General features: G+C 64.1%; 20 protein-coding genes. 7 read left to right on the top strand and 13 right to left on the bottom strand.

The genetic code is table 11. The annotated features are described in order from the left end of the window. Positions 1 to 8: 8 nt before the first annotated feature. Both M0D65_RS20770 and M0D65_RS20765 read right to left on the bottom strand, forming a co-directional pair. Positions 9 to 716 carry a copper homeostasis protein CutC gene (locus M0D65_RS20770; RefSeq protein WP_266254353.1) on the bottom strand — a complete coding sequence of 236 codons (708 nt, stop codon included), beginning with the start codon at positions 714 to 716 and terminating at the stop codon, positions 9 to 11. A gap of 39 nt (positions 717 to 755) precedes the next feature. Continuing rightward, the gene (locus M0D65_RS20765) at positions 756 to 2,033 is read right to left on the bottom strand and encodes an EAL domain-containing protein (RefSeq protein ID WP_091009205.1); all 1,278 of its coding nucleotides are present in this window, start codon (positions 2,031 to 2,033) and stop codon (positions 756 to 758) included. A gap of 385 nt (positions 2,034 to 2,418) precedes the next feature. Here M0D65_RS20765 and M0D65_RS20760 point away from each other — a divergent pair, with 385 nt between their 5' ends. Beyond that, positions 2,419 to 4,083, top strand: coding sequence for a Na+/H+ antiporter (locus M0D65_RS20760; RefSeq protein WP_266254352.1), 1,665 nt, complete (start codon positions 2,419 to 2,421; stop codon positions 4,081 to 4,083). Between the two features lie 18 nt (positions 4,084 to 4,101). Here the strand turns inward: M0D65_RS20760 and M0D65_RS20755 are convergent, their stop codons facing one another. Next, positions 4,102 to 5,409: a solute carrier family 23 protein gene (locus tag M0D65_RS20755; RefSeq protein ID WP_091009199.1), complete on the bottom strand. Its 1,308-nt coding sequence runs from the start codon at positions 5,407 to 5,409 to the stop codon at positions 4,102 to 4,104. Positions 5,410 to 5,649: 240 nt separating this feature from the next. Next, positions 5,650 to 6,273, bottom strand: a complete 624-nt coding sequence (locus tag M0D65_RS20750) for a DUF2239 family protein (RefSeq protein ID WP_266254351.1) — start codon at positions 6,271 to 6,273, stop codon at positions 5,650 to 5,652. A 298-nt stretch (positions 6,274 to 6,571) separates the two neighbouring features. On the opposite strand from M0D65_RS20750, the gene M0D65_RS20745 reads away from it, so the two are divergent. Next, positions 6,572 to 7,312, top strand: a complete 741-nt coding sequence (locus tag M0D65_RS20745; RefSeq protein ID WP_266254350.1) for a GNAT family N-acetyltransferase — start codon at positions 6,572 to 6,574, stop codon at positions 7,310 to 7,312. 144 nt (positions 7,313 to 7,456) lie between these two features. On the opposite strand, the gene M0D65_RS20740 is transcribed toward M0D65_RS20745, so the two are convergent. Further along, on the bottom strand, positions 7,457 to 7,846 hold the full coding sequence (locus tag M0D65_RS20740) for a type II toxin-antitoxin system VapC family toxin (RefSeq protein WP_266254349.1): 390 nt from the start codon (positions 7,844 to 7,846) through the stop codon (positions 7,457 to 7,459). An 8-nt stretch (positions 7,847 to 7,854) separates the two neighbouring features. Further along, complete coding sequence (locus M0D65_RS20735) at positions 7,855 to 8,115, bottom strand: antitoxin (protein ID WP_266254348.1); 261 nt, start codon at positions 8,113 to 8,115, stop codon at positions 7,855 to 7,857. 285 nt (positions 8,116 to 8,400) lie between these two features. Between M0D65_RS20735 and M0D65_RS20730 the strand changes: the two genes are divergently transcribed. Then, entirely contained in the window at positions 8,401 to 9,192 is a 792-nt protein-coding gene (locus M0D65_RS20730) for an SDR family NAD(P)-dependent oxidoreductase (RefSeq protein WP_266254347.1), read from the top strand. Here M0D65_RS20730 and M0D65_RS20725 read toward each other — a convergent pair. Further along, the gene (locus M0D65_RS20725; RefSeq protein WP_266254346.1) at positions 9,179 to 9,745 is read right to left on the bottom strand and encodes a GNAT family N-acetyltransferase; all 567 of its coding nucleotides are present in this window, start codon (positions 9,743 to 9,745) and stop codon (positions 9,179 to 9,181) included. The genes M0D65_RS20730 and M0D65_RS20725 overlap by 14 nt on opposite strands. 208 nt (positions 9,746 to 9,953) lie before the next feature. On the opposite strand from M0D65_RS20725, the gene M0D65_RS20720 reads away from it, so the two are divergent. Both M0D65_RS20720 and M0D65_RS20715 read left to right on the top strand, forming a co-directional pair. Beyond that, positions 9,954 to 10,343 carry a hypothetical protein gene (locus M0D65_RS20720; protein ID WP_266254345.1) on the top strand — a complete coding sequence of 130 codons (390 nt, stop codon included), beginning with the start codon at positions 9,954 to 9,956 and terminating at the stop codon, positions 10,341 to 10,343. 123 nt (positions 10,344 to 10,466) lie between these two features. Continuing rightward, entirely contained in the window at positions 10,467 to 11,423 is a 957-nt protein-coding gene (locus tag M0D65_RS20715) for a fatty acid desaturase (protein ID WP_266254344.1), read from the top strand. On the opposite strand, the gene M0D65_RS20710 is transcribed toward M0D65_RS20715, so the two are convergent. The 3 genes from M0D65_RS20710 to M0D65_RS20700 are packed head-to-tail and all read right to left on the bottom strand — an operon-like array spanning position 11,420 to position 15,037. Continuing rightward, the gene (locus M0D65_RS20710) at positions 11,420 to 12,526 is read right to left on the bottom strand and encodes an aromatic ring-hydroxylating dioxygenase subunit alpha (RefSeq protein WP_266254343.1); all 1,107 of its coding nucleotides are present in this window, start codon (positions 12,524 to 12,526) and stop codon (positions 11,420 to 11,422) included. The genes M0D65_RS20715 and M0D65_RS20710 overlap by 4 nt on opposite strands. Positions 12,527 to 12,530: 4 nt before the next feature. Continuing rightward, positions 12,531 to 14,129, bottom strand: a complete 1,599-nt coding sequence (locus M0D65_RS20705) for a GH3 auxin-responsive promoter family protein (protein WP_266254342.1) — start codon at positions 14,127 to 14,129, stop codon at positions 12,531 to 12,533. After that, on the bottom strand, positions 14,129 to 15,037 hold the full coding sequence (locus tag M0D65_RS20700; protein ID WP_266254341.1) for a fatty acid desaturase: 909 nt from the start codon (positions 15,035 to 15,037) through the stop codon (positions 14,129 to 14,131). The genes M0D65_RS20705 and M0D65_RS20700 overlap by 1 nt, the downstream gene beginning before the upstream one ends. A 197-nt stretch (positions 15,038 to 15,234) precedes the next feature. On the opposite strand from M0D65_RS20700, the gene M0D65_RS20695 reads away from it, so the two are divergent. After that, positions 15,235 to 16,299: a hypothetical protein gene (locus tag M0D65_RS20695; RefSeq protein WP_266254340.1), complete on the top strand. Its 1,065-nt coding sequence runs from the start codon at positions 15,235 to 15,237 to the stop codon at positions 16,297 to 16,299. Here the strand turns inward: M0D65_RS20695 and M0D65_RS20690 are convergent. Together M0D65_RS20690 and M0D65_RS20685 are read right to left on the bottom strand one after the other, a co-directional pair. Next, entirely contained in the window at positions 16,246 to 17,373 is a 1,128-nt protein-coding gene (locus tag M0D65_RS20690; protein ID WP_266254339.1) for a hypothetical protein, read from the bottom strand. The genes M0D65_RS20695 and M0D65_RS20690 overlap by 54 nt on opposite strands. After that, on the bottom strand, positions 17,367 to 18,089 hold the full coding sequence (locus tag M0D65_RS20685; RefSeq protein WP_266254338.1) for a hypothetical protein: 723 nt from the start codon (positions 18,087 to 18,089) through the stop codon (positions 17,367 to 17,369). Before M0D65_RS20685 ends, M0D65_RS20690 begins: the two co-directional genes overlap by 7 nt. Positions 18,090 to 18,193: 104 nt before the next feature. Between M0D65_RS20685 and M0D65_RS20680 the strand changes: the two genes are divergently transcribed. After that, complete coding sequence (locus M0D65_RS20680; RefSeq protein ID WP_266254337.1) at positions 18,194 to 19,618, top strand: fatty acid desaturase; 1,425 nt, start codon at positions 18,194 to 18,196, stop codon at positions 19,616 to 19,618. A 74-nt stretch (positions 19,619 to 19,692) separates the two neighbouring features. Here M0D65_RS20680 and M0D65_RS20675 read toward each other — a convergent pair whose 3' ends face one another. Beyond that, complete coding sequence (locus M0D65_RS20675; protein WP_266254336.1) at positions 19,693 to 20,946, bottom strand: nitrate/nitrite transporter; 1,254 nt, start codon at positions 20,944 to 20,946, stop codon at positions 19,693 to 19,695. Between the last annotated feature and the right edge of the window lie 78 nt (positions 20,947 to 21,024).

Genomic DNA, 21,024 nt, shown 5'->3' with positions numbered 1-21,024 from the left:
CATGTTGATCAAACCACCGCGTCGAGCAGCGCCCTGACGCGCGCCACCTGCTGCGGATCGACCGGCGCAAGACCATTGCCGCCGATCCGCACGCCCGAACCGAAGTGCACCGCCGCGACACCGGTAGCGCGCACGAAACCGGCAATTGCATCCACAGTCAACCCCGCGCCCGCAAGCACCGTGCAGTGCGATCCTGCTGATTGCTGCACGAGCAGCCGGATCGTATCGGCGGCATCCAGTACCGAAGGTTTGCCGCCCGATGTCAGCACGTTCGTCACGGCTTCGAAGCCGAGCAGCGTATCGAACGCTTCGTGAAGATCGCGCGCTTCGTCGAACGCGCGATGAAACGTAATAGCCAGATCACCGGCGACATCGATCAAGCGCGCCAGCCCCTCGCAATCGATCTCACGCGCCTCAGTCAACATGCCGGTCACAACGCCATGCGCGCCCGCGGCAACGATCGCGCGAACATCGCGCGTCATCACGGCAAGATCGTGCGCATCGAAAACAAACGAACGGCTATGCGGGCGCACGATCACGTTCACCGGAACCGGCACGGCGTCGACCACCGCTTCGATCAATCCGATGCTCGGCGTGAGGCCGCCTTCGCCCATCGCAGTAACGAGTTCGAGCCTATCGGCACCGGCCTGCGCGGCAAGCCGCGCGTCGGCGACAGTCGTCGCGATGACTTCGAGCAGAACAGGAGAAGCGGGCATGGTGAATCGTCGTCTTCGAAACAGAAAGACGACATGATCTCAGATGCGCTCCTCATCGAGCCAGTCGATATCGCCGCACAGCACGCAGGTCTCGCCGCCGATCCGCGTCACCACCGACAGCGTCACGCACGGCATCGCCTCGTTGATCGACAGATACGGCCGCGTCACATGCACGCGCTCGGGCGCCGCGATCGCCGCACGGAAGTACGGCCGGCGCAGCCAGTTCGCGCCCTGTGCATCGGCGAGCGGCAGAAAACGCGTCTCGTGTGCGGCACGGTCCGCGCGCAGCACGACGTTGCTCCCCGACTGCCGGCCGTTCGCATCGAGCAGAAAGCAGCGTGCCGCGTGGTCGAGCGCGAGAAAATTCCAGCACACCTCGTCGAGCGCTTCGCCGGCACTCAGACGCTCGGCGGCCCGTTCGAAAGCGCGCACATACGGCGCAAGGCGCGCCGCGTTCTGCCGCTCGCGCGCTTCGGTCTGTATGCGGTGGCGATCGGTCAGCTCGCCGATGCACTGCGCGGCCTGCACGCTGTCCGCCACACCGGGATTCGGCCGGCCGAAGAAAAAGCCCTGCACGAAATCCGCGTTGCACGCGAGCGCCATCTGCGCTTCGTGCTCGGTCTCGACACCTTCGATCAACACGAGCTTGCCCGCTTCATGCAGCAGCGCAACGAGCCCAGGCAGGATCGCCGCCATGTCCGCGCGATGCGCGGCGTGCGACAGCATGACCCGGTCGAGCTTCACGATGTCGGGATTCAACTGCCAGATGCGTTCGACGTTCGAGTGTCCCGCGCCGAAATCGTCGAGTGCGATCAGGAAGCCGCGCTCGCGGAACTGCCGCACGGCATCGGCCAGACGTTCGATGTCTTCGGCCCGTTGCTCGAGCACTTCGAGCACGATACGGCGCGGCGAGATATCGAGCCGCCGCAGATTCGCGAGCAGCGCGGCCGAATGATAGGGATCGGTGAGCGCACCGGGATGCACGTTGAGAAACAGCCACTCGCGCTCGGCACCGAGCACCTTGAAGTTTTCGAGGTGCAGCGCCTGGGCGAGCCGGTCCACCTGCAGCACTTCGCCAAGACGCGCGGCCTGGCCGAATACGTCGAGCGGCGATACCGGGCGATCGAGTGCATCGTGTGCGCGCAGCAATCCTTCATAACCGACTGCCCGCATATGCGACAGGCTGAAGATCGGTTGAAATACGCTCGTCAGCGTGAGCTCGCCGTGGTGCACCGAGTAGCGTTCGAACCCCGAGGTCACCGAAAGCTCGAAGCCGTGCGGCCCAACGGCCGTCCTTTCCTGTTGCGCAATCGTCATGCATTCCTCTCGAGCGAGAGCAGCACCGATGCAGTCCGCATGAAACGGGGCACGGCGTCTGTTCTCGAAATGTGCGTCATCGGTACAGGTTAAGCAAGCTCCATGCGCACAGCGGACCACGCGTTGGCGAAATTTGCAATGAAGCCTGCACCGACCGTAAGGTTCGTGCGTCGCGTGAGGGCGTTCACTGCACCGCAACAGTGCGCAACGATTATTGTGGTCCGTATGCGCGTTGTTCGCTTCAGTGATAACCGGGCTGTGACGCTATGTGTGTTTTGCACCGGACCGCCGTCGCATCGGGCTACACTGCCTGCTCCATCGCCTTTCAATTTCACTGGCCGCCCGCGCGCGGCGTTCCGTTAAACGGTCGCTTCCGAATTCGCCCATGGAAATTGTCTTTACCGTTCTGATCCTGCTGCTGGCGGTCGCCGTCTCCGGCATCGCCGTCCGGCTCTTACCGTTTTCGCTGCCGCTTCCGCTGGTGCAGATCGCAATCGGCGCCGTGCTCGCGTGGCCCGTACTCGGCCTGCATGTCACGTTCGATCCCGAGATCTTCATGCTGCTGTTCATTCCGCCGCTGCTGTTCGCGGACGGCTGGCGCATCCCGAAGCGCGAATTCTTCATGCAGCGTCGCGCGATCCTGATGCTCGCGCTCGGGCTCGTATTCATGACCGTGTTCGCGGTGGGCTACTTCATCCATGCGCTGGTGCCGGAGATTTCGCTGCCGGTTGCCTTCGCGCTCGCCGCAGTGTTGTCGCCCACCGATGCAGTCGCGCTGACCGGTATCGCGGGCAAGAACAAGCTTCCGGCGCAACTGATGCACATCCTCGAAGGCGAAGCGCTGATGAACGATGCGTCGGGTCTCGTCGCGCTCAAGTTCGCAGTCGCGGCCGCGCTGACCGGCGTGTTCTCGTTACGCGAAGCGTCGATCAGTTTCGTGTTGATCGCTTCCGGCGGACTCGCGACGGGCATTGCCGTCACCTGGCTCTTCAGCTTCATATCGGCGCATTTTCTGAACCTGGCGGCTGAAGGCGACCCGGCGCCCGGCGTGGTAATGACGCTGCTGATTCCGTTCGCCGCCTATCTGTTCGCCGAGCACTTCGAGTGTTCGGGCATTCTCGCGGCTGTCTCGGCGGGCATGATGATGAACTACACGAAGCTCGCCGAGGCCGCCGCTGTCGCAACTCGCATGCGCATGGCAAGCACGTGGACGATGATCGATTTCGTGTTCAACGGCATGGTGTTCATTCTGCTCGGGTTGCAGTTTCCGCACGTGCTCGGCCGCGCGCTGCTCGATGCGCATCACACCAGTAACGCACAGGTGTGGAAACTGCTCGGCTATGTTGCGGCGGTAGCGCTTGCGCTCTACGCGATGCGCTTCGTGTGGGTGTGGCTGTTGCGCTGGTTTGCGAGCCGCGGGGCGGCGAAACGCGGTGTCGAAAGCGCGGTGCCGGGGCTGCGCACCGTCACGGTGACGACGGTGGCCGGTGTGCGCGGGGCCGTGACGCTGGCAGGCGTTCTGTCGCTGCCGGTCGCGCTCGACGACGGCTCTGCGCTGCCGGGGCGCGACACTGCGATCTTCATCGCATCGGGCGTTATCCTGCTGTCGCTGCTGGTGGCGGTGATCGCGTTGCCGCTGCTGCTGAGCGGCTGGCGGCGCGGACGCGATCCGAACGTGGCCGAAGAGCGCCTCGCGCGTACGCGCGGCGCGCAGGCGGCCATCCGCGCGGTCGACGATCTGCATGAAACCGCTACCGCCGATCTCGACGAATCGGCGGCGGCTTACTGCACCGACGTCACCGCGCGCGTGATGGACATCTACCGGCGCCGGCTCGCCACGCTCACCGACGAAAAGGAAACGAGCGAAGCCGCGCGCACGGCCGAAGCGCTCGAGTTCCGTATGAAGCTGACCGCGATGCGCGCGGAACGCGCGACGCTGCTCGGGTTGCGCAGCACGCAGGAGATCAACGACGAAACGTTGAACAAACTGATGCGGGAAGTGGACCTCGCGGAAACGGCGCTGACGAGCCGTAACCGCGGTAAAGGCTGAACGATGTAGTGCGGTCCGTCACACGACGGAGTCCTGCGCAGGTTTGCGGCGCAGCAGCGCATACAGCACGATCGCGCCGAACGTCGCCGTCCCGATACCGCCGAGCGCGAAGCCACCCAGCTTCAGCGAGAAATCTCCTGCGCCGAGCACGAGCGTGACCGCGGCCACGATCAGGTTGCGGTTGTCGGAGAAGTCGACCTTGTTGACGACCCAGATGCGCGCACCCGTCACCGCGATCAGCCCGAACACCACGATCGACACCCCACCGAGCACCGGTCCCGGAATCGTCTGGATCACCGCGCCGAATTTCGGCGAGAAGCCGAGAATCAGCGCGATCACCGCAGCGACGACGAACACCAGCGTCGAATAGATTTTCGTCACGGCCATCACACCGATGTTTTCCGCGTAGGTCGTGACGCCCGTACCGCCTGCGAAGCCGGACACGACCGTCGCGAGACCATCGCCGATAAACGCCCGGCCGACATAGCGATCGAGATTGTGGCCGGTCATCGCGCTGACTGCCTTGATGTGTCCGAGGTTTTCGGCGACGAGAATCACGGCGACCGGGGCGAGCAGGGTCATCGCCTGTGCGTTAAACACCGGTGCGGTGAAATGCGGCATGCCGAACCAGGCGGCCTGCGCGACGATCGAGAAATCGATGGGCTTGCCGAAACCGAGGCCGTTCGTCACGACTGCGTAGATCGCGTATGCGATCAGCAGGCCGACGAGAATCAGCAGACGTTGCAGCATGCCGCGTGCAAACACCGCGACACCGCCCACGCACAGCACGGTCACGAGCGCCATCCACGATTCGAACGCGCTGCCGCTCACGCCGTGCACCGCGATCGGTGCGAGATTCAGCCCGATCACCGCGACGATCGCCCCGGTAACGACCGGCGGCAACAAGGTTTCGATCCACGTCGTGCCGATCGCCGACACGATCGCGCCGATGATCGCGTACACCACGCCGCACGCGATGATCCCGCCCAGCGCGAGCCCAATGTTCGCGTTCGGGCCGTGTCCCGCATAGCCGGTGATCGCAATCACGAGCCCGATGAACGCGAAGCTCGAACCGAGATAGCTCGGCACCCTGCCGCCTACCATCACGAAGAACAGCAACGTGCCGATGCCCGACATGAAGATGCACAGGTTCGGATCGAAGCCCATCAAGAGCGGGGCGAGCACCGTCGAGCCGAACATCGCGACGACGTGCTGGATGCCCATGGCGACCATCTGCGGCCAGGGCAGCCGCTCGTCGGGACCGACGATGCGGCCCGCGGCGGCATTGGGTTGTGCGCGCCAGCGCGGGAAATAAGTATTGGCCACGGCGGGAGGTCTCCTTTTTATCGCGGGATGATCCTGGGCAGCGTCGTGAAGACGGCGCTGTTCTGAATTACGCGCGAGTGTACGGAGTGGGAATGGTGCTGACAAGCTGGGGGGAATCGGGTTGATGTCCTGGGGATGTGGGGGTTTCTGGTCGGTGGTGGCGGTGGTTTGCAATGACTGCGCTGCAGTGTTTCAGTGTGTTTTCCTGTGTGCGTTTCGGCGTGCGTTTTGGTGCGCCTCTCAACGCACGTCGAACGCACCGTCCGCCAGCCGTCCCGCATGCTCCCGCACATCGGCCGGCCACACTGCAATCAGCTTGTCGAAGCGCGCGCGGTCGCTCGCATACAGCGCACGGGTCGCCTCTTCGTAGCCAGGCAGATTGCCGGCCAGCGCAGTCATGAACCGGTAGGCCGATTCCTGCGCAGCGCGCCTGCGGTCCTTGTCTTCGCTCGCGAGCCGTGCGGCATCGACGAGTTTGCGCAGCGCCACCGATGCGCCGCCCGACTGCTCGTTCAGCCAGTCCCAGTGACGCGGCAGCAACGTGATCTCGCGCGCCACTACGCCGAGCTTCGGCCGGCCACGGCCGCGCGGTGTCGCGTCGGCGGGCTCCTGATCCGCGTTTGCGGACGACTCGACCTCCGGCTCCGTGCCAGCGAGTCTTGCGCGCACGTCGTCGACGGTGCCGCGTAGATCGAACTCGACGGGCTCGCTGGTCAGGTCATCGAAGACCAGGATGGGCGGCTGCTCACCCTGCTCGCCTTTCCCTGCCAACCGTTTCAGCGCAACAGCCACCTCTTGCCGGCTGCCCGCCGCAACCCTTCGCACGCCTTCGAACGCCGTACACGTTGTTACCTGTCGATTCACGTACCGCTCCTTTAGTCGTCGATTGCGCCGAATTATACCCGGGTATAAAAAGATGCCATAGCAATTTGTGCCGACGACCGGCACGTGCAGTGTTGCATCGACTAGGAAGTAGCTGGTGCTGGCCCCAGCGTGCCTCCACCGATTGGCTCTAAAACCGCACTCGCGATGGCCGTATGCTGTTGACACACGACCGCACATCCCGCTTCGCGGGCCTTCAGGCGGTCTCATGCGGCGAGCCGATGGCACGGCCTCAATGAAACCGTCCGCCGGTTCGCCGACACACCACAAGGAGCTACGCTTGAAACCGCTGCAAAACGAATACGGCCAGTCGATCGGCGCGCCTGTGCCGAACTGGCAAGGCGCACGGACGCCCGCACACGTCACGCTCACTGGGCGTTATGCGCGTCTCGAACCGGTGAACGTCGAGCGTCACGCGCGCGACCTGTACGAGGCGCACGCCAAAGCCGCCGACGGCCGTATCTGGACCTACCTCGCCGCAGGCCCGTTCGATTCGTTCGAAGCCTGGAAGGCGCACTTCACGAAGATGACCACGCTCACCGATCCGCTGCATTTCGCGGTGATCGATCTGGCGAGCGGCAAGGCGGTCGGCACGCTGGCGCTGATGCGCATCGACAGCGCGAACGGTTCGATCGAGGTCGGCCACGTCACTTACTCGCCACTGTTACAGAAAAGCCGCACCGCAACCGACGCGATGTATCTGACGATGAAGCACGTGTTCGAAGACCTCGGCAATCGCCGCTTCGAATGGAAATGCGACGCGCTGAATGCGCCATCGCGCGTCGCCGCCGCGCGGTACGGGTTCACGTACGAGGGGTTGTTCCGGCAGGTGGTCGTCTACCGGGGACGCAACCGCGACACGGCGTGGTTCTCGATCATCGATCGCGAATGGCCGGCCATCCGGCAAGGCTTCGAGGACTGGCTCGCCGCCGATAACTTCACTGCCGAAGGACAGCAGGTCGCCCGGCTTGCGGATTTGATTGCGGCGCGGCGTTCTGCTGCGGATGGTACCGCCGGTTAGCCAGATGGAAGGCTGCAGGACTGTGCATGCGGCACGGTGGCGTAAATCTTCACGCGCAGTTTGCATCGACTGCATCCAATAGCTTGCGCGTGCACCTTCCTTTACGCGTTGCGTCGACAGTGCAACGCATCGCAACGGTGGGAGTTAAGAGGTCGTCCAGTCTTCGATGCGCAGATCAGGCATTTGGTGAATAGCCTGATCGTTCGTCACGAGTGTCGCGTTCACACTGAGTGCATGTGTGGCAATCAGCAAATCCAGAGGCGCCAATACCTTGCCTTGACTGGCCATACTGGCACGTACGGTCCCGTAGTGCTCCGCCGCAACGCTGTCCCAAGGGAGCACGTCGACACGTCGAAGAAACTCCTGCACTGCGACATGAAGCTGTTTGGCAAGAGGACGTTTGGCAAGTCCAAAGAGCAGTTCCCCTTCGGTGATGGCGGAAATACAAAGCGATGCCATGGGCACGGCCAGGATCCGTTTAGCAACAGCGAGATGTCCTTTGATCAGATGGCTGACGGTGTTGGTGTCAAGCATATAGCGAGTCATTCGTCGTGGCCTTCAAAGGGGTCACGATCCTGCTCTGCCTGGCTACGTTCTTGCTGGTTAAGGAAGTCATCCGGTATATCGGCGCCTTCAAGAGCAAGGAAGAAATCGTCCCAACTTGCTGGCTTGCGCGACAAGATCACATCACCGGTTACGGGATCCTGGCGAATGAAAACTTCTTTGGTGTCGAAGCGATAGGCCGCAGGCAGGCGCACGGCTTGGCTACGGCCATTGGTGAAGAGTTTGGCGATTTGAGTCATATCAATTCCCCTCGCGGTATATACCAAAGTATATGCCAACGATCGTGACGTAGCAAGATGACGAACCGGCGCCAATGTGCACGGGCGCGAATCGGCTGCCGCATGGATCAGTTGCGAGCCTGCGGCGCCCCACATTCTGTAGCCGCCAGTCACGCAACCGGCCTCGCGCCATTTCGCGCTGCCAACCACGTGCCCTATGATGGTCAAGCACCGTTCACGGCGCACAGCGACGACGAGCCGGCACGCCGCAAAGCGTGCACGACACCGACACGAAAGGAGACACCAATGGACCTGCATCTACGAGGAAAAGTCGCCGTACTAACAGGCGCGAGCGTCGGCATCGGACTCGCGGTAGCCGAGAGCTTCGCGGCAGAAGGCGTGAATCTCGTGCTCGCCGCGCGCACCGCCGACCGCCTCGAAGTCGCCGCCGCACAGATCGCGACGCAGCACGGCGTGCGGACCGTACCGGTCGCCTGCGATGTCGCGACGGTCGAAGGCGTCGACCGCCTCGTGCAGGCAACCGTAGACGCATTCGGCGGCACGGACATCCTGTTCAACAACGCAGGCACCGGCAGCAACGAAACGATCATGAATGCGCCGGACGAAAAATGGCAAGCGTACTGGGACCTGCACGTGATGGCCGCCGTGCGGCTCGCGCGCGGTCTCGTCCCGTCGATGAAGCAGCGCGGCGGCGGTGCGATCCTGCACAACGCATCGATCTGCGCCGTGCAGCCGCTCGGCTACGAGCCAATCTACAACGTCACCAAAGCCGCATTGATGATGTTCTCGAAGAATCTCGCGAACGAACTGATCGGCGACAACATCCGCGTGAACACGATCAACCCGGGCCTCGTGCTGACACCCGACTGGATCAAAACCGCGAAGCAACTCACGAGCGATTCCGGTGGCGACTGGGAAGGCCATCTGCAGCAGGTCGCCGACCATCACGCGCCGATCCGGCGCTTCGCCACGCCGGCCGAGCTGGCGGACTTCATCGTCTTTCTGTGCTCGGAGCGGGCGAGCTATAGCGTCGGTTCGACGTACTTCGTCGATGGCGGGATGCTCAACACGGTGTGAGCGACGGGCCTTCCATGTGGATGTCTTCGGGCTCCAGCGCGAACAGTTGCGGGTCCGGCTGCACGCTCACTACGAAGCCAAGCCGCAGATAAAAATCTATCGTGCTTTGGGAAGGCGTCGCCGATACGTAGAGGCGCCGCGCGCCGACCTGTGCCGCATGCGCCTGTGCCGCGCGATACAGCTGCATACCCGCGCCGCGGCCGCGATACGCGCAGCTCACGTGCAGGAACTTCAGTTGCAGCATGTCCGCGTTCGCACCAAGCCGCCGACTATCGATGATCGTCGCGCCAATCAGCCGCTCGCCATCGAAAAGACCCGCGCACCACCCACCACGGTCGTAGCAATCGAGCAGTATCGGCGCGTAATGCTCCGCCTCGCCTTCGGGCCAGCCGTGCATGTCGTAGAACTCGGGGTAACGTTCCAGCCGCCCGTCTTTCAAACGGTACAGATGGTGGATCACCTCGCTGCGATCGATGGTCCAGACCCGCACCAGTTCCTCGCGTTGCAGTTCGCGGAGAGTGAAAGAAGGTGGTGTGAGAGAAGCACGGGTCATGAATTCAAGCGGCGTCGGATGCCGGAAAAGATGCCTTGGAAAGGCGCTGAAAAAATGTGCGCAGCGTCTGCTGCGGGAGCGCAGGATAGCATTTGCGTGTGGCTACCCGTTGTACACCCGCGTAGTACGCTACGACAATCATGGGCCGCATGTCCATCGTTGCCTCCATCCCGTTGTCTCCGTCCCGTTCCATCAATTCGACGAGTGTATGAAAGAGGACATCACACTGAGAAGTATCGTCAGCCTCATTGCCTGGATCGTTATCGCGATCGTGATCGTGGTTATCTTCGCCCGTATGGGAGTCGGTCTGATCGTCTACGCCGACGACCTGGCGAGAGAACTCCTCGCGGACTATGGAATGCAGGGTTGGGCGTTGGTCGCCATACCGCTGTTGTGCTGTTTCGTCGCGGGATGGCTCGCATGGCGCTATCTTCGCGGCAGCCGCCGCTTCTTCGCACTACTCGTGTGTGCGAGCTTGATCGGCGACATCGCGTTACGCGTCGTCGCGCCCAACGTCGAAGGACTGGTTCGAGAATTCGGACAACCTGCTTGCCATACAAGCAAGGTCGACGCGTATCGAAGCCGATGCTCATTCTGAACGCGGCACCCAGACGAGTCACCGCCATTCAACCAAGCGGACAGTAACGACCTCGGCTACCATGTGCGCGTCGACCCACTACGCTCTGCGCGCCATCGCGCCGTTCCACCGCCATCGCCCGTCATGTCTACCTTCCCGACACCGGCCGAACTCAGGCTGATGCTCCCGTTCACCGCCCCGGCCCGGCCGTGGCGGCTCGTCCGCTATGCATGCGTCGACTGGCTCGTCATTGTCGCGTGCTGGATCGCGATGAGCCGCTTCGCGCATCCGCTCGTCTATGTCGCGGGCGTGCTGCTGATCGCGGGACGGCTGCAGGCGCTCGGCGTGGTCCTGCATGACGCATGCCATCTGCCGTCGCGCCGCCGCACGTTCCCGCTCGTTGTCGTCGAGGCGCTGGCGGGCTGGCCGATCGGTTCGACGGTTGCCGCGATGCGCTATCACCACCTGCGCCATCACCGTGCGGTATGCACCCCTGAAGATCCCTATCTGCATCGGCTCGCCGCCCACGGCGGCTGGGTCAAACGCGCGATGATGGTACGCGGTGCGCTGCTGCCGATCTGGTGGCCGCTACGCGCGCTGATGGCACCGCTCGCGCTGGTCTGGCCGGCCTTTCGTCCGTGGTACGCACGCGGCTTCATGCAGGACCGCTCGAAGCACGATCTGCACCGTCATCCCGAGGTCCTTGCGTGCATCCGTGCCGATCTGCCGCACTGCGCCGCCTATCTGCTCGCGATCGCCGCAGTGCTGGTCTGGCATCTGCCGTTCTTTACGTATTACGGCTTGCCGTGGATCGTCGGCGGCATCATGAACGCGAACCGCGTGCTGATCGAACACGATCACGTCGAATCGGGTGAGCGCACACAGGAAGCGGTCTGGGCCATGACCCATACGTGGCACTACGGCTGGGCCGGCAAACTGATCCTGTTCCCGCGCAATATCGGCTTTCATCAGGTGCACCATGTGTACCCGGCGCTCGCGCTCGAACATCTGCCGGCTGTGCATCGCTTCCTGCTCGATCGGTTGCAGGCCGCGGCGCGCGACCGGACCAACCCCGCTACATCCAGCAACCATCCCGCTTAAAGCTCGAAGCGCATCGGCTTCTCGCCGCGCTGTGCCTCCGGCAGACTCTCTCCACGCCGCACCGCGGCGAGCAGCCTCTCGATCCCCACATGCACGACATCGGCGCGCACGTTGTGCACCTCGAATCCCGGCGCATTGTCGAGCCCCTCGCGATGCGCGCGCATGATCCGTACGTCCTGCTGGATCACGATGTGCGTGTACAGATGCAGTAGCGGTCGCAACGCACGCAGCACCCAGCGCGGCAGCGGAAAGCGGTACGCGATGTAGGTATAGACGCGCGACGAGCGTGCATCGATTGGCGTGATCTGGCTCACGATCAAAAAACCCGACAGGCTGCCCCATCTGTAATCGCAGCGCGTCACGTTGGGCGCGAAGAAGCGGTCGGTGTGCACGAGCGGCTCGTGATGCGGATTGGTCAGCCAGTCCATCATGCCGATCTTGTCCGAGCCGTCGTGATACGTCACCTCGACGCTCTGTGCGTTGAGCGCGACCGTGGCTTCCATTGCTTTGCCGCGGCTCGAACGGAAAATGCCGTCGTGGACGAACACGGTATGCGGCACGTCCATGAAGTTCTGCGCGAGCATGCCGATGTCGCCGTCGAACGTGTTCACCATGTAGTACGACTGCCACGGCTTCTCGCCATGGAACGGCATGCGGAAGATCGGCACGGAGTCAGCCGCTGCGCTGTCGTTGCCGCGATAGACCCAGATCAGGCCATCCTGCTCGCGCACCGGCAAACGCCGCTGGCGAAACGGGTAGTCGCCGGGCGTCGCGGACGGCTGCACGCCATCGATGGTCGGAATGTGCACGACCTGCCCTTGCCCGTCGTAGCGCCAGCCGTGATACGGACACACGAGGCAATCGTCCGCGAGCTTGCCGGCCGACAGGCGCGTGCCGCGATGCACGCACTGGTCGATCAGCGCAACGACTTCGCCGCTGCGCTGACGAAACAGGACAACGCCCAGTCCGAGAATTTTTACGCCGCGCGGTTTGCCGTTGCGCAGTTCGCTACCGGTACACGCGACGAACCATTGGTCATGCAGACCATCGGCGGCGGCGTGATCGACGACGTTTGGCGTTTGCTGAGATTCGGCGGTCGACATGGTGTCAGCGCTGCGTCAACGCGAGCAACGCGTCGGCGGTCACGAGGCGGTTGACGAGCGCGCGCGGTTTCACGTCGCCGGCGCGGATGCCGGTCTGCTCGGCGGCCTGTTGCAGCAGGTCGGCAAGCAGCGCAGGCGAACCCGCGAGATGCCGCACGCGCACCGGTCCTAACTGTGCGAAACGGCGCGCATGCGCATAGTGGAACGATCGCGCAAGACCGCTTTCGACGGCCACACTCAACGCGTCCCGATCGCACGGTACTTCGCTCGCGACGAGCAGCACATAGTGCGGTGGGTCCGCTGCCGCGCACGGCACGAGACACGCACTGTCGCCCGCCGCGATGCATGCGGCAAGCACCGCCGCGACACCGGCTTCATCGAGCTTCTCGCCGACCAGATCGCTGTGCGCACCTACCCTTCCAACGAACTCGATACGCGGCGTACGACCCGTCATGCCGACTACTCGCACGCGGTCGCCGAGCGCATAGCGGTACAGGCCGCCGCCGGTCGTGACGACGATCTGCACGATGTCGCCCGGTGCGAGTTCGTGCGTTTCGCGCACGCTGCCGTCATCGAAGATGCATTCGAAGTAATGCCCCGCGACCGCAAGCGGACACCCTTCGTCATCGCCGAACGGTACGCTCACTACGGCTTCGGTGGCGAACAGGCTTTTCGACAACCAGCGTGCTTGCGGAAAGCGGGCCTGCAACGTAGCGGCATAGTCGCGGCTCGGTCCGTCCATCCAGCAACTCACTGCGGCCAGTCGCGGCCATAGCGCATCGCAGGTACCCGCTTCGAGCGCGTGCCGTAACGCCGCGCGGCGCGGCGCGGGCAGTGCCGCTTCGAGCCATGCGAGCGTGTCGCGATGCGCAGGATCGTCAGCATCGAACAGCGGGCGCAGCAGGCTTGTCAGGAACGTCGGGCTCCATACACTGATGAACGCCAGATCGGCGGCTTCGATGAGCGCAAGCAGGGTTTGCCTGCGCCACGCGGACGTGTCGTCGCTCGCATCGCTCGCGAGCCGCGGAACGATCAGCGTCGCAGCGAGCCCCGCAACGATGCTGCCGTCGAGGTACGCGAAGTCGCTCTCCGAGCCGATCGGGATGCCGTTCGGCGCGCGGCCCGGTGCCTGCAGCGGCGGCGACATCGACCAGTAGGCACGGCCTTCGCCGATCTCCGGCACACGGCGGTAGAGATCGGCCAGCCAGATCGTCAGCGCATGCTGAAGCTCGCCGAGAAATGCAGCCGTGTAGGGAATCCGCTTCTGCTGCGCGCTATTGCCGCTCGTGCGCTCGAAGAACAGCGGCGGCTGCGCGGTGAGCACCGGTTGGGTGTCGCGCTGCCCCCGTTCGATCCACGGTTCGAGGTCCGCGTAGCTGTGCACGGGGACGCGCTCGCGATACTGCGCGGCGTCGGCGATCTGCGCAAAGCCGTGCGCGCGGCCAAACGCCGTGTCGCGATTCGTGTCGAGGATCTGCGCGAGTCGTTGCCGCTGCGTCGCGGCCGGATCGTCGAGCATGCGCTCCCACGCAGCGAGCGTCGGAGCCGCCGCGTCGGCAAAGGCTCGCCACGCGTCGCGTGTGCCGCTCACGGGCGGGTTCATCAGAAGTAGGTCTTGTCGAGTTGCCGGAGATCGCCCGGCAGTCGCTGCGGCGGCAGGAAGATCTGCAGCCAGCCGAACCACAAGGGGCGCGTTTCGCGTGCGTTCGACAGCGTGTGCAGCTGTTGCCAGCGCAAATGCGGCTGCCGGTGGTGTGTGAGGTTGTAGTTGAAGTTCAGGAACGCCCAGCGCACGAGAAGCGGTGCGCGCATGTTGTAGGTCCCCTCGACAACATCGAGCGGTGCGCGCATGTGATTGACCCACTGCAGCGACGACCACGAAAACGCGAATGCGACATACGCGATCGCGACGACGTGCAATTGCCAGTGCAGTAGCCAGGCACACAACAGCCATGCAGCCACACTTGCGATCACTTCGAAACGGATGCGCTGAAAATCGCGCAGTGAAAAATCCTTGAAGGCCGCGGCGTAGGTATTGTCTTCACCGCGCTTCGCCCAGCGGTTCGCGAAGCCTGCGGGCAGCAACACGAGCACGACACTGCCGACAAATCCGCCTAACCAGATACCGCCCAGCACCGCGGCATAGTATTCGATCCGCTTGCGCACTAGCGACTCGCCCGCCGTGGCGAAATCCGCGCGCTCCGAGCGCGTGCGGTTGCGTACGTGATGCCCGAGATGGTTGATATGGATCAGCGTGCCGGAGGCACCGAATATCGTGGAAGCCCACCACCGCATCATATAATTCACGGACGCGACGCGATGTGCAGAGCCATGAAACGACTCGTGCATCATCGAGAACACGCCCTGCATGATGAGGCAGAACGGAATCAGCGCCAGCCACTTCAGCGGTCCGGCGGCGGTGTTCGAGAGCCACGTCAGCATGCCGGCCCATGCGGCGGTTTGCAGCGCCAGCACGAAGAGATTGGCCAGGTCGAGGCGGGCGGTTCGCATGACGCTATCCGGCTCGTTCGATGTACGCATACAGGAGATCCAGACGGGATGTACGCGAAGGATACATCGGATGCCTCGGGTTTATCCAATCGGCAGCGACGCCCGGCCGCTTCGCGTTTGCTGAACGCTCGTGGGACTGTTTTCGTGGGGCTCTTCGTCCGGCGGGCCACGCCTATCCCTGAAGTTGCAATCGAACCATGACGCCGTCGCTCGCGTGGACACCGCACGGCTTCGACGACTGGCGTCGTCATTTTCCGTCGACGCCGTTTGCGCGACCGGCTGGCGAGCTCGACTGGACTGCGCGTTTTATCGCGTGCTGGGAGCGCCCTGCGCTGCGGTTGCCGCGCGACACCGTCGTCGTACTCGTCTCGGGGCTGTACTCGGAATGGCTGCCACGCTGCCACCGTGACGCAGCCCGCGCACTGCGCGGCGCGGGCTATCGGGTGTTGCGGATACCCGTGCGGTCGTCGCGCGGCGTGATGACGCAGGCGACGCACATCGGCGCAACGTTGCGCGCGCATCTACCGGACGGGCAGCGTTTTATCGCGCTCACACATAGCAAGGGCGGTATCGATACGCTCGCCGCGCTCGCGGCCGACCCTGCGCTGTGCGCACGATGCGATGGCATCGCACTGGTTCAGCCGCCGGTCGGGCCAGCGTCGGTGGTCGACGAGATACTGGGTTGGGGGCCTGCGGCTGCGATGTCGACAACGCCAGGCACCTGGAGCCCAGCGACGCAGACGCCAACAACTCCGCCCAGCACGTGCCCGGCGACATCCACGTCGCCAACGCCGCGCACAGAAATACCCTGGCACGACCGTATCGGCGCCCGGTTACTACGCAGCCGCTGGCTCGCCGACGGCACACGCGATATCAGCAGCCGGCGCGATCCACGCGTCGCCACGATGCTCGCGAACCTGCCACGTGGTCTGCACAGCGTGCATGCAATCAGCTGGTCGATCGAGCGCAGTTCGCGCTTCGATACGTTCCACGCAAGGCTCGACGGCCGCCGACCCGGCTGCGCGCACGACGGCCAGTTCTACCTCGAAGATCAGGTGCTTGCGGGCGTTCCGCAGATCTGTCTGCCGCGGCTCGATCATGGTCAGCCGGTGCTCGGCGGACTCGGTTTCGACTCTGGACGCTTCTGGCTCGCGCTCGCCGATCTGCTGCATGCGAGCCGGCCCACATCGACAGGTGAACCGTACCGTTCAAACGAGGTAGATTTCGAAGCCGGGGATGCGGGTATCCGGGCAAGCAGCTGAGTCGCGGCGGAGTGCCGGCGCAGCACCCGTACCCGACAGTGTGTACAGATCCATCGGCACACGCGTGTAGCGATAGCGCGCCACGGCCGGCCACAGCGGATCGTCGTCATACAGGCACAATTGCATCAACGCATAGCGGCTACGCACCTGCAGCCACGCAGCATCGAGCAACGCGGCGAACACCGCCGGGTCGCGCTGCCGCACCTGCAGATGCGTCAGATACACATCCTTCAACGCCTCCCCCGCCGCCGCGATCCGCGGACGACCGAACACCGGTGCCACCACGTTGAACGCCACACGGATCGCCTCGATAGAACCCGGCAGACCTTCCAGCACGATCCGCTTGATACGCCCCGCGTCCCAGGGCGCAACGCAACCGAGCAGATTGCCATGGGCGTCGAGCGCCAGCAGAAACGATTCGATGCCGAAGTCCGGCCAGCTCTGCAGGCGGCGCGCGAACTCATCGGTGGAGAAGACGCAGCCGAACGGCTGACCCATCGATTCGGCGTCGAGAAACGCACGCAGTGCATCGGCATGACGCGGCTGCGCCTGCACGACACGCACATCCGGCACGGCACGCGGCGTACTGCGCAGCCCACGCTGGCCATACACCGACACGTTGCTGTAGCCGCGCCAGTGTTCGAATCCAAGCCGTCCCGCCCGCCGCGCGCCGAGCAGCGATTGCGTGGCGAGCCGGTTGTCGCGGATCATCGCGCAGTACGCGTGCCGCACTCCCGCTTCGTGTTCGAGATCGGCAAGGCGGCGACGCACTTCGTCCGTCCAGTTGCGCGACAGATGCCGGTCCGGCATCACGCGTAGATCGCCGAGATAGGCGACCGGTTCGACGCGCTTCCCCAGATAACCGTCGCGCACGACCAGACTCGCGATGCCCTTCAAGTCCCCCTGCGCATCCTCGGCAATCCATGTGCGGTGATCGTCCGCATGACAACGATGCAGCGCGAAGTAATCAGGTGAACGATCGAAGCGCAACGGCAGGGCGCCCTGCATCGGATGACGTGCGTGGAAGTCGAGGATGCGCAGGTTGTCCACTGCCTGCGCACGCCGGATCAGCATTGCTCGGCCTGGACGCCGCTGAAGAGGCGTTGCGCCATCGGCCGCAGGTTGGCCGGTGCGAGTTCGCACAGGCAGACGAGTTCGTCGCCGCGCGCGTAGTGCGGATTGCGCGCGAGGAAATACGCCACGTCCGGCAACCGGCGATGCGCCTCGGACACTTCCGCCAGCTCGGGAGCGAGCCGGCCCTGCGGACGCTCGAACGACAGCACGCCGCTATCCGCGCCATACGCGGCGCCGAAACGCTCGCGTGCCAGGTAGTCCATCAATGCCGCGGTGGTCGCGGGCGTTTCGGCATCGACACGCGGCGCGTAGTCGCACGCAAACGCACGCAGATACCGATACGTACGATGCCCCTTGCAGATCAGAAACCAGTAAAGCGGCACGTCCGGAGATTGCCGGTAGAGCTCGCCGGCAAGACGTATCCATGTGAAGGCGAGTTGCTGGCTACCCCAATGCTGCGGATCGATGATCGTATCGCCGGAAAACACAACACGTAGCGGCTTGTCGCGCCAGGTCGTGGTGTATAGCTTGAGTGTCGAGAACCCCTGGATCGAATCGTCGTCGCGCAGTACAACGCAGTGGGTTTTGTCCGCGAGGTCGCGGTCGAACAGACCGCGCTGCGCATCGCAGTACGAAGCGGCGTAGAGCATGAACATGCGGTCGATGTCATGTGTGCTCAAGGTGCTGCACTCGACGGGCGTAGCGCGAAGGCGCATGGGTAGCTTCTGCGTGGCTGAACACGTTGTTATGATACTCGACCCGTTCCGCGCATTCGCCGCCCATGCAGACACTGTCGTCCAGCTCCACAGGTAGCGCGTTCATGGCGAGGCCGCTGAGGTGGCTCGTCGCCTATCTGTGCGTATCGGGCGCGCTGTACTTTCTCGTCACACATGTCGCGCTCGGCACCGTGCGCCTCATCCAGCCCAGTGCGATCGATGCCGCCGTGCCGATCCTGCCCGCTACCGTCCCGCTGTATCTGAGCTACCTGTTCGTGATGCCGGTACTGGTCTGGCTCGGCCGGGCACGTCCGTGGTTGCTACCCGCGTTCTTCGCCGGTGCACTCGCAACCGGCATCTGTCTCGTGTTCCATCTGTTCTGGCCAACAGAGATCGTGCGACCTCCCGCCGATACAGGGTGGCTTGCGTGGCTGCACCGGATCGACTCGCCGCTCGCGGCGTCTCCCAGCGGACATGTTGCGCTGCCGGTGGCGATTACGATCGTGCTCGCCGCACAGCGACAGCGGGTCGCTAGCGTGTTCGCGGTGTGGAGCATCGTGTTGATACCGACCGTGCTGACGACCGGACAGCATTTCCTTGTCGATACGTTATGGGGCTGCGTAGTCGGCCTGCTGGCCGGCACAGTGACCTTCATGCTGGCGCGCTCGCGCGTGAATCTGCGCTCGATGGCAATGATCCTGCTCGAATGGCTCTGTATCGTCGTCACCTTGCGAATCGCGTTTCTGCTCGGCAACGGCTGGTTCGATGCGCTCGCCTTCGTCGTCATTGCGACGCGCCAGCACGCGCTGTTCATCCTGTATCACGACGCCACGCACTACCACCTCACGCGACGCCGCAGCCTCAACGACTTTCTGATCAACGTCGCGATCGGCGTACCCGGCACCGTGCCGGTCGAGTTCTACCGTCCGCTCCATCTCGCGCATCATCGGCATGTCGGTACAGCGCTCGACCCCGAGCGCCGCTTTCTCTATCAGAATCAGTTATGGCAATTCCGGCCGCTAGACACGGTGCCGCTCGTGCGGCAACTGCTTGGCGACGCGCTCTTTATCAACACGTTGCGCACGATGCGCGCTTACCGCGCAGCCGGCGGTAAGGCCCCGCGACCGACCACGCCGCTCATTGCGGCGCTTCTGGTGTGGACCGCGGCGGGCGCACTGCTCGTGTGGTTATGCCCCGTGCGCACGCTGATCCACCTGGCCGTGTTGTGGTTCGGACCGCTCTTCACGATCGGCGTACTGCTGCAAAAGCTACGCAGTTTCGCCGAGCATAGCGGCGGTCCCGGTGCGACGCCGGGTTGGCTCGACTGGACCTATTCCTGGCGTGTCAGTTGGTTCGGCCGGATCTTCGTCTGGCCGTATCACATCAACCTGCATCTTCAGCATCATCGCAACCCGGATGTCGCGTGGCATGCGTTACCGGAGCAGATGCGCGACGACGATCTCACGCTGCCCGGGAAGCATCTTGGCGGGTTGCTGTGGGCGCGCGCCGCTCGACGGAACGAAACGTAACGGCACGTGCGTGGGTTTCCTTTCCGTGATGCGACGCGACGCGCCTCAGGCTCGCCGGTCAATATGCAGGTTCGCTACGCCTGCGACTCGAGAGGCTGCGCCGTCACCCGCAGCCCACGCGCCGGCATGAAATACCACACCGCGCACGCTGCCTGCATCACGATCAGCACCGCCCACACGCTCTGATGCGCAACGGGCGGATAGTGGCCGTCGTGCGCGGGCCAGTGACCAAGCGCCGCGCCAATCACGACCTGCAGCACGAAGATCGCGAGAAAGATCACCAGCGTGAAGGTCGTGTTGACGCGACCGACCATCCGCACCGGAAAGTGCCGCGCGAGCACCGTGTAGGTCAGGATGCCCGTGCCGCCGAGCGCACCGTAAGCGGCCCACAGCACCGGTTCGGGCAACGGCACACGCGCGGCGATCGCCGCCTGCACGAGCACGAACGACAGCATCGTCAGGCCGGAAAACATCTGCACGCTGACGCCGCGCCGCTCGAGTGTGCGAGCCAGCGCGCCGAAGCCGACATTGCCGACGATAAACGCCGCCCCCAGCACCGACACGAGAAACGCGGCGCCCGCGGCCGCATTACCCGGCGACGCCGGCATCACGACATCGCGCAGAAACGCGCCGACCCACAGCGACTGCATGGCATAGAACACGCTCTGCGTGAGCCCGGAGAACATGGCCAGCTTCCAGAACGCGCGACTCTTCAAGATGTGCAACGTGCCCTTGAACTGTTCGAGCACCCCGGCCTGGCGATGCGTGTCGCGCACGTTCGGTGCGAACACGAACAGATTCGCTGCGACGATCGTCGTGAAGATCGCGAGCCCGATGCAGATGGTGCGCCAGCTCGCCACGGTAAGCAGCCACGACAGCGGCGTGCCGACCACGACGCCGCCCAGCCCGCCGACCGCCATCACGAGACCGTTGACGAGCGTCAGTTGCGCCGCCGGAAAATGCTGCGCGGTCGCCTTGAACGCGCCGCCCAGGCACACCGATACGCCGACGCCGATCAGGGCGCGGCCGATCATCATCGTCGGTAGCGTGTGTCCGATGCCGAAGATCAGCGCGCCGACGGCGGCGATCAACATCACGCAGGCGGTCACGCGGCGCGGTCCGAAATGATCGAGCAGCACGCCCGCCGGAATCTGCGCGCCGGCAAAGCCGAGGAAGTAGAGGCTCGTCAGCGTGCCGAGGTCGGTGGCGGAGAAACCGAGGTCGTGCATCAGGAACGGCGCGAAGCCGAGATTCACGCCGCGGTACAGGTACGAGACGAAGTACGCGAGCGCAAATACCGCGAAAACGCGCAGTCTGGTGGAGGTCATGAAGCGGACAGCCCTGGTGGAATAGCAGGGTTCGATTATTCGCGACTATCGTGGGCGGAGCCAGCGAGAGATTTAGAC

This window comes from Paraburkholderia sp. CHISQ3 (assembly GCF_030464945.1).
GTDB classification, from domain to species: Bacteria; Pseudomonadota; Gammaproteobacteria; order Burkholderiales; family Burkholderiaceae; genus Paraburkholderia; species Paraburkholderia megapolitana.
The sequence above is the reverse complement of the archived record's forward strand: the minus strand, read 5'-3'. Positions and strand labels throughout refer to the sequence as shown.

What these genes read in the sequence shown, in the direction of transcription:
- M0D65_RS20715 (WP_266254344.1), top strand. Translation starts at nt 10,467, where the DNA reads ATGTCTACCTTCCCGACACCGGCCGAACTCAGGCTGATGCTCCCGTTC.
- M0D65_RS20765 (WP_091009205.1), bottom strand. Translation starts at nt 2,033, where the DNA reads ATGACGATTGCGCAACAGGAAAGGACGGCCGTTGGGCCGCACGGCTTC.
- M0D65_RS20740 (WP_266254349.1), bottom strand. Translation starts at nt 7,846, where the DNA reads ATGCTTGACACCAACACCGTCAGCCATCTGATCAAAGGACATCTCGCT.
- M0D65_RS20700 (WP_266254341.1), bottom strand. Translation starts at nt 15,037, where the DNA reads ATGCGAACCGCCCGCCTCGACCTGGCCAATCTCTTCGTGCTGGCGCTG.
- M0D65_RS20725 (WP_266254346.1), bottom strand. Translation starts at nt 9,745, where the DNA reads ATGACCCGTGCTTCTCTCACACCACCTTCTTTCACTCTCCGCGAACTG.
- M0D65_RS20710 (WP_266254343.1), bottom strand. Translation starts at nt 12,526, where the DNA reads ATGTCGACCGCCGAATCTCAGCAAACGCCAAACGTCGTCGATCACGCC.
- M0D65_RS20760 (WP_266254352.1), top strand. Translation starts at nt 2,419, where the DNA reads ATGGAAATTGTCTTTACCGTTCTGATCCTGCTGCTGGCGGTCGCCGTC.
- M0D65_RS20695 (WP_266254340.1), top strand. Translation starts at nt 15,235, where the DNA reads ATGACGCCGTCGCTCGCGTGGACACCGCACGGCTTCGACGACTGGCGT.
- M0D65_RS20730 (WP_266254347.1), top strand. Translation starts at nt 8,401, where the DNA reads ATGGACCTGCATCTACGAGGAAAAGTCGCCGTACTAACAGGCGCGAGC.
- M0D65_RS20675 (WP_266254336.1), bottom strand. Translation starts at nt 20,946, where the DNA reads ATGACCTCCACCAGACTGCGCGTTTTCGCGGTATTTGCGCTCGCGTAC.
- M0D65_RS20735 (WP_266254348.1), bottom strand. Translation starts at nt 8,115, where the DNA reads ATGACTCAAATCGCCAAACTCTTCACCAATGGCCGTAGCCAAGCCGTG.
- M0D65_RS20770 (WP_266254353.1), bottom strand. Translation starts at nt 716, where the DNA reads ATGCCCGCTTCTCCTGTTCTGCTCGAAGTCATCGCGACGACTGTCGCC.
- M0D65_RS20690 (WP_266254339.1), bottom strand. Translation starts at nt 17,373, where the DNA reads ATGCTGATCCGGCGTGCGCAGGCAGTGGACAACCTGCGCATCCTCGAC.
- M0D65_RS20720 (WP_266254345.1), top strand. Translation starts at nt 9,954, where the DNA reads ATGAAAGAGGACATCACACTGAGAAGTATCGTCAGCCTCATTGCCTGG.
- M0D65_RS20680 (WP_266254337.1), top strand. Translation starts at nt 18,194, where the DNA reads ATGGCGAGGCCGCTGAGGTGGCTCGTCGCCTATCTGTGCGTATCGGGC.
- M0D65_RS20705 (WP_266254342.1), bottom strand. Translation starts at nt 14,129, where the DNA reads ATGAACCCGCCCGTGAGCGGCACACGCGACGCGTGGCGAGCCTTTGCC.
- M0D65_RS20685 (WP_266254338.1), bottom strand. Translation starts at nt 18,089, where the DNA reads ATGCGCCTTCGCGCTACGCCCGTCGAGTGCAGCACCTTGAGCACACAT.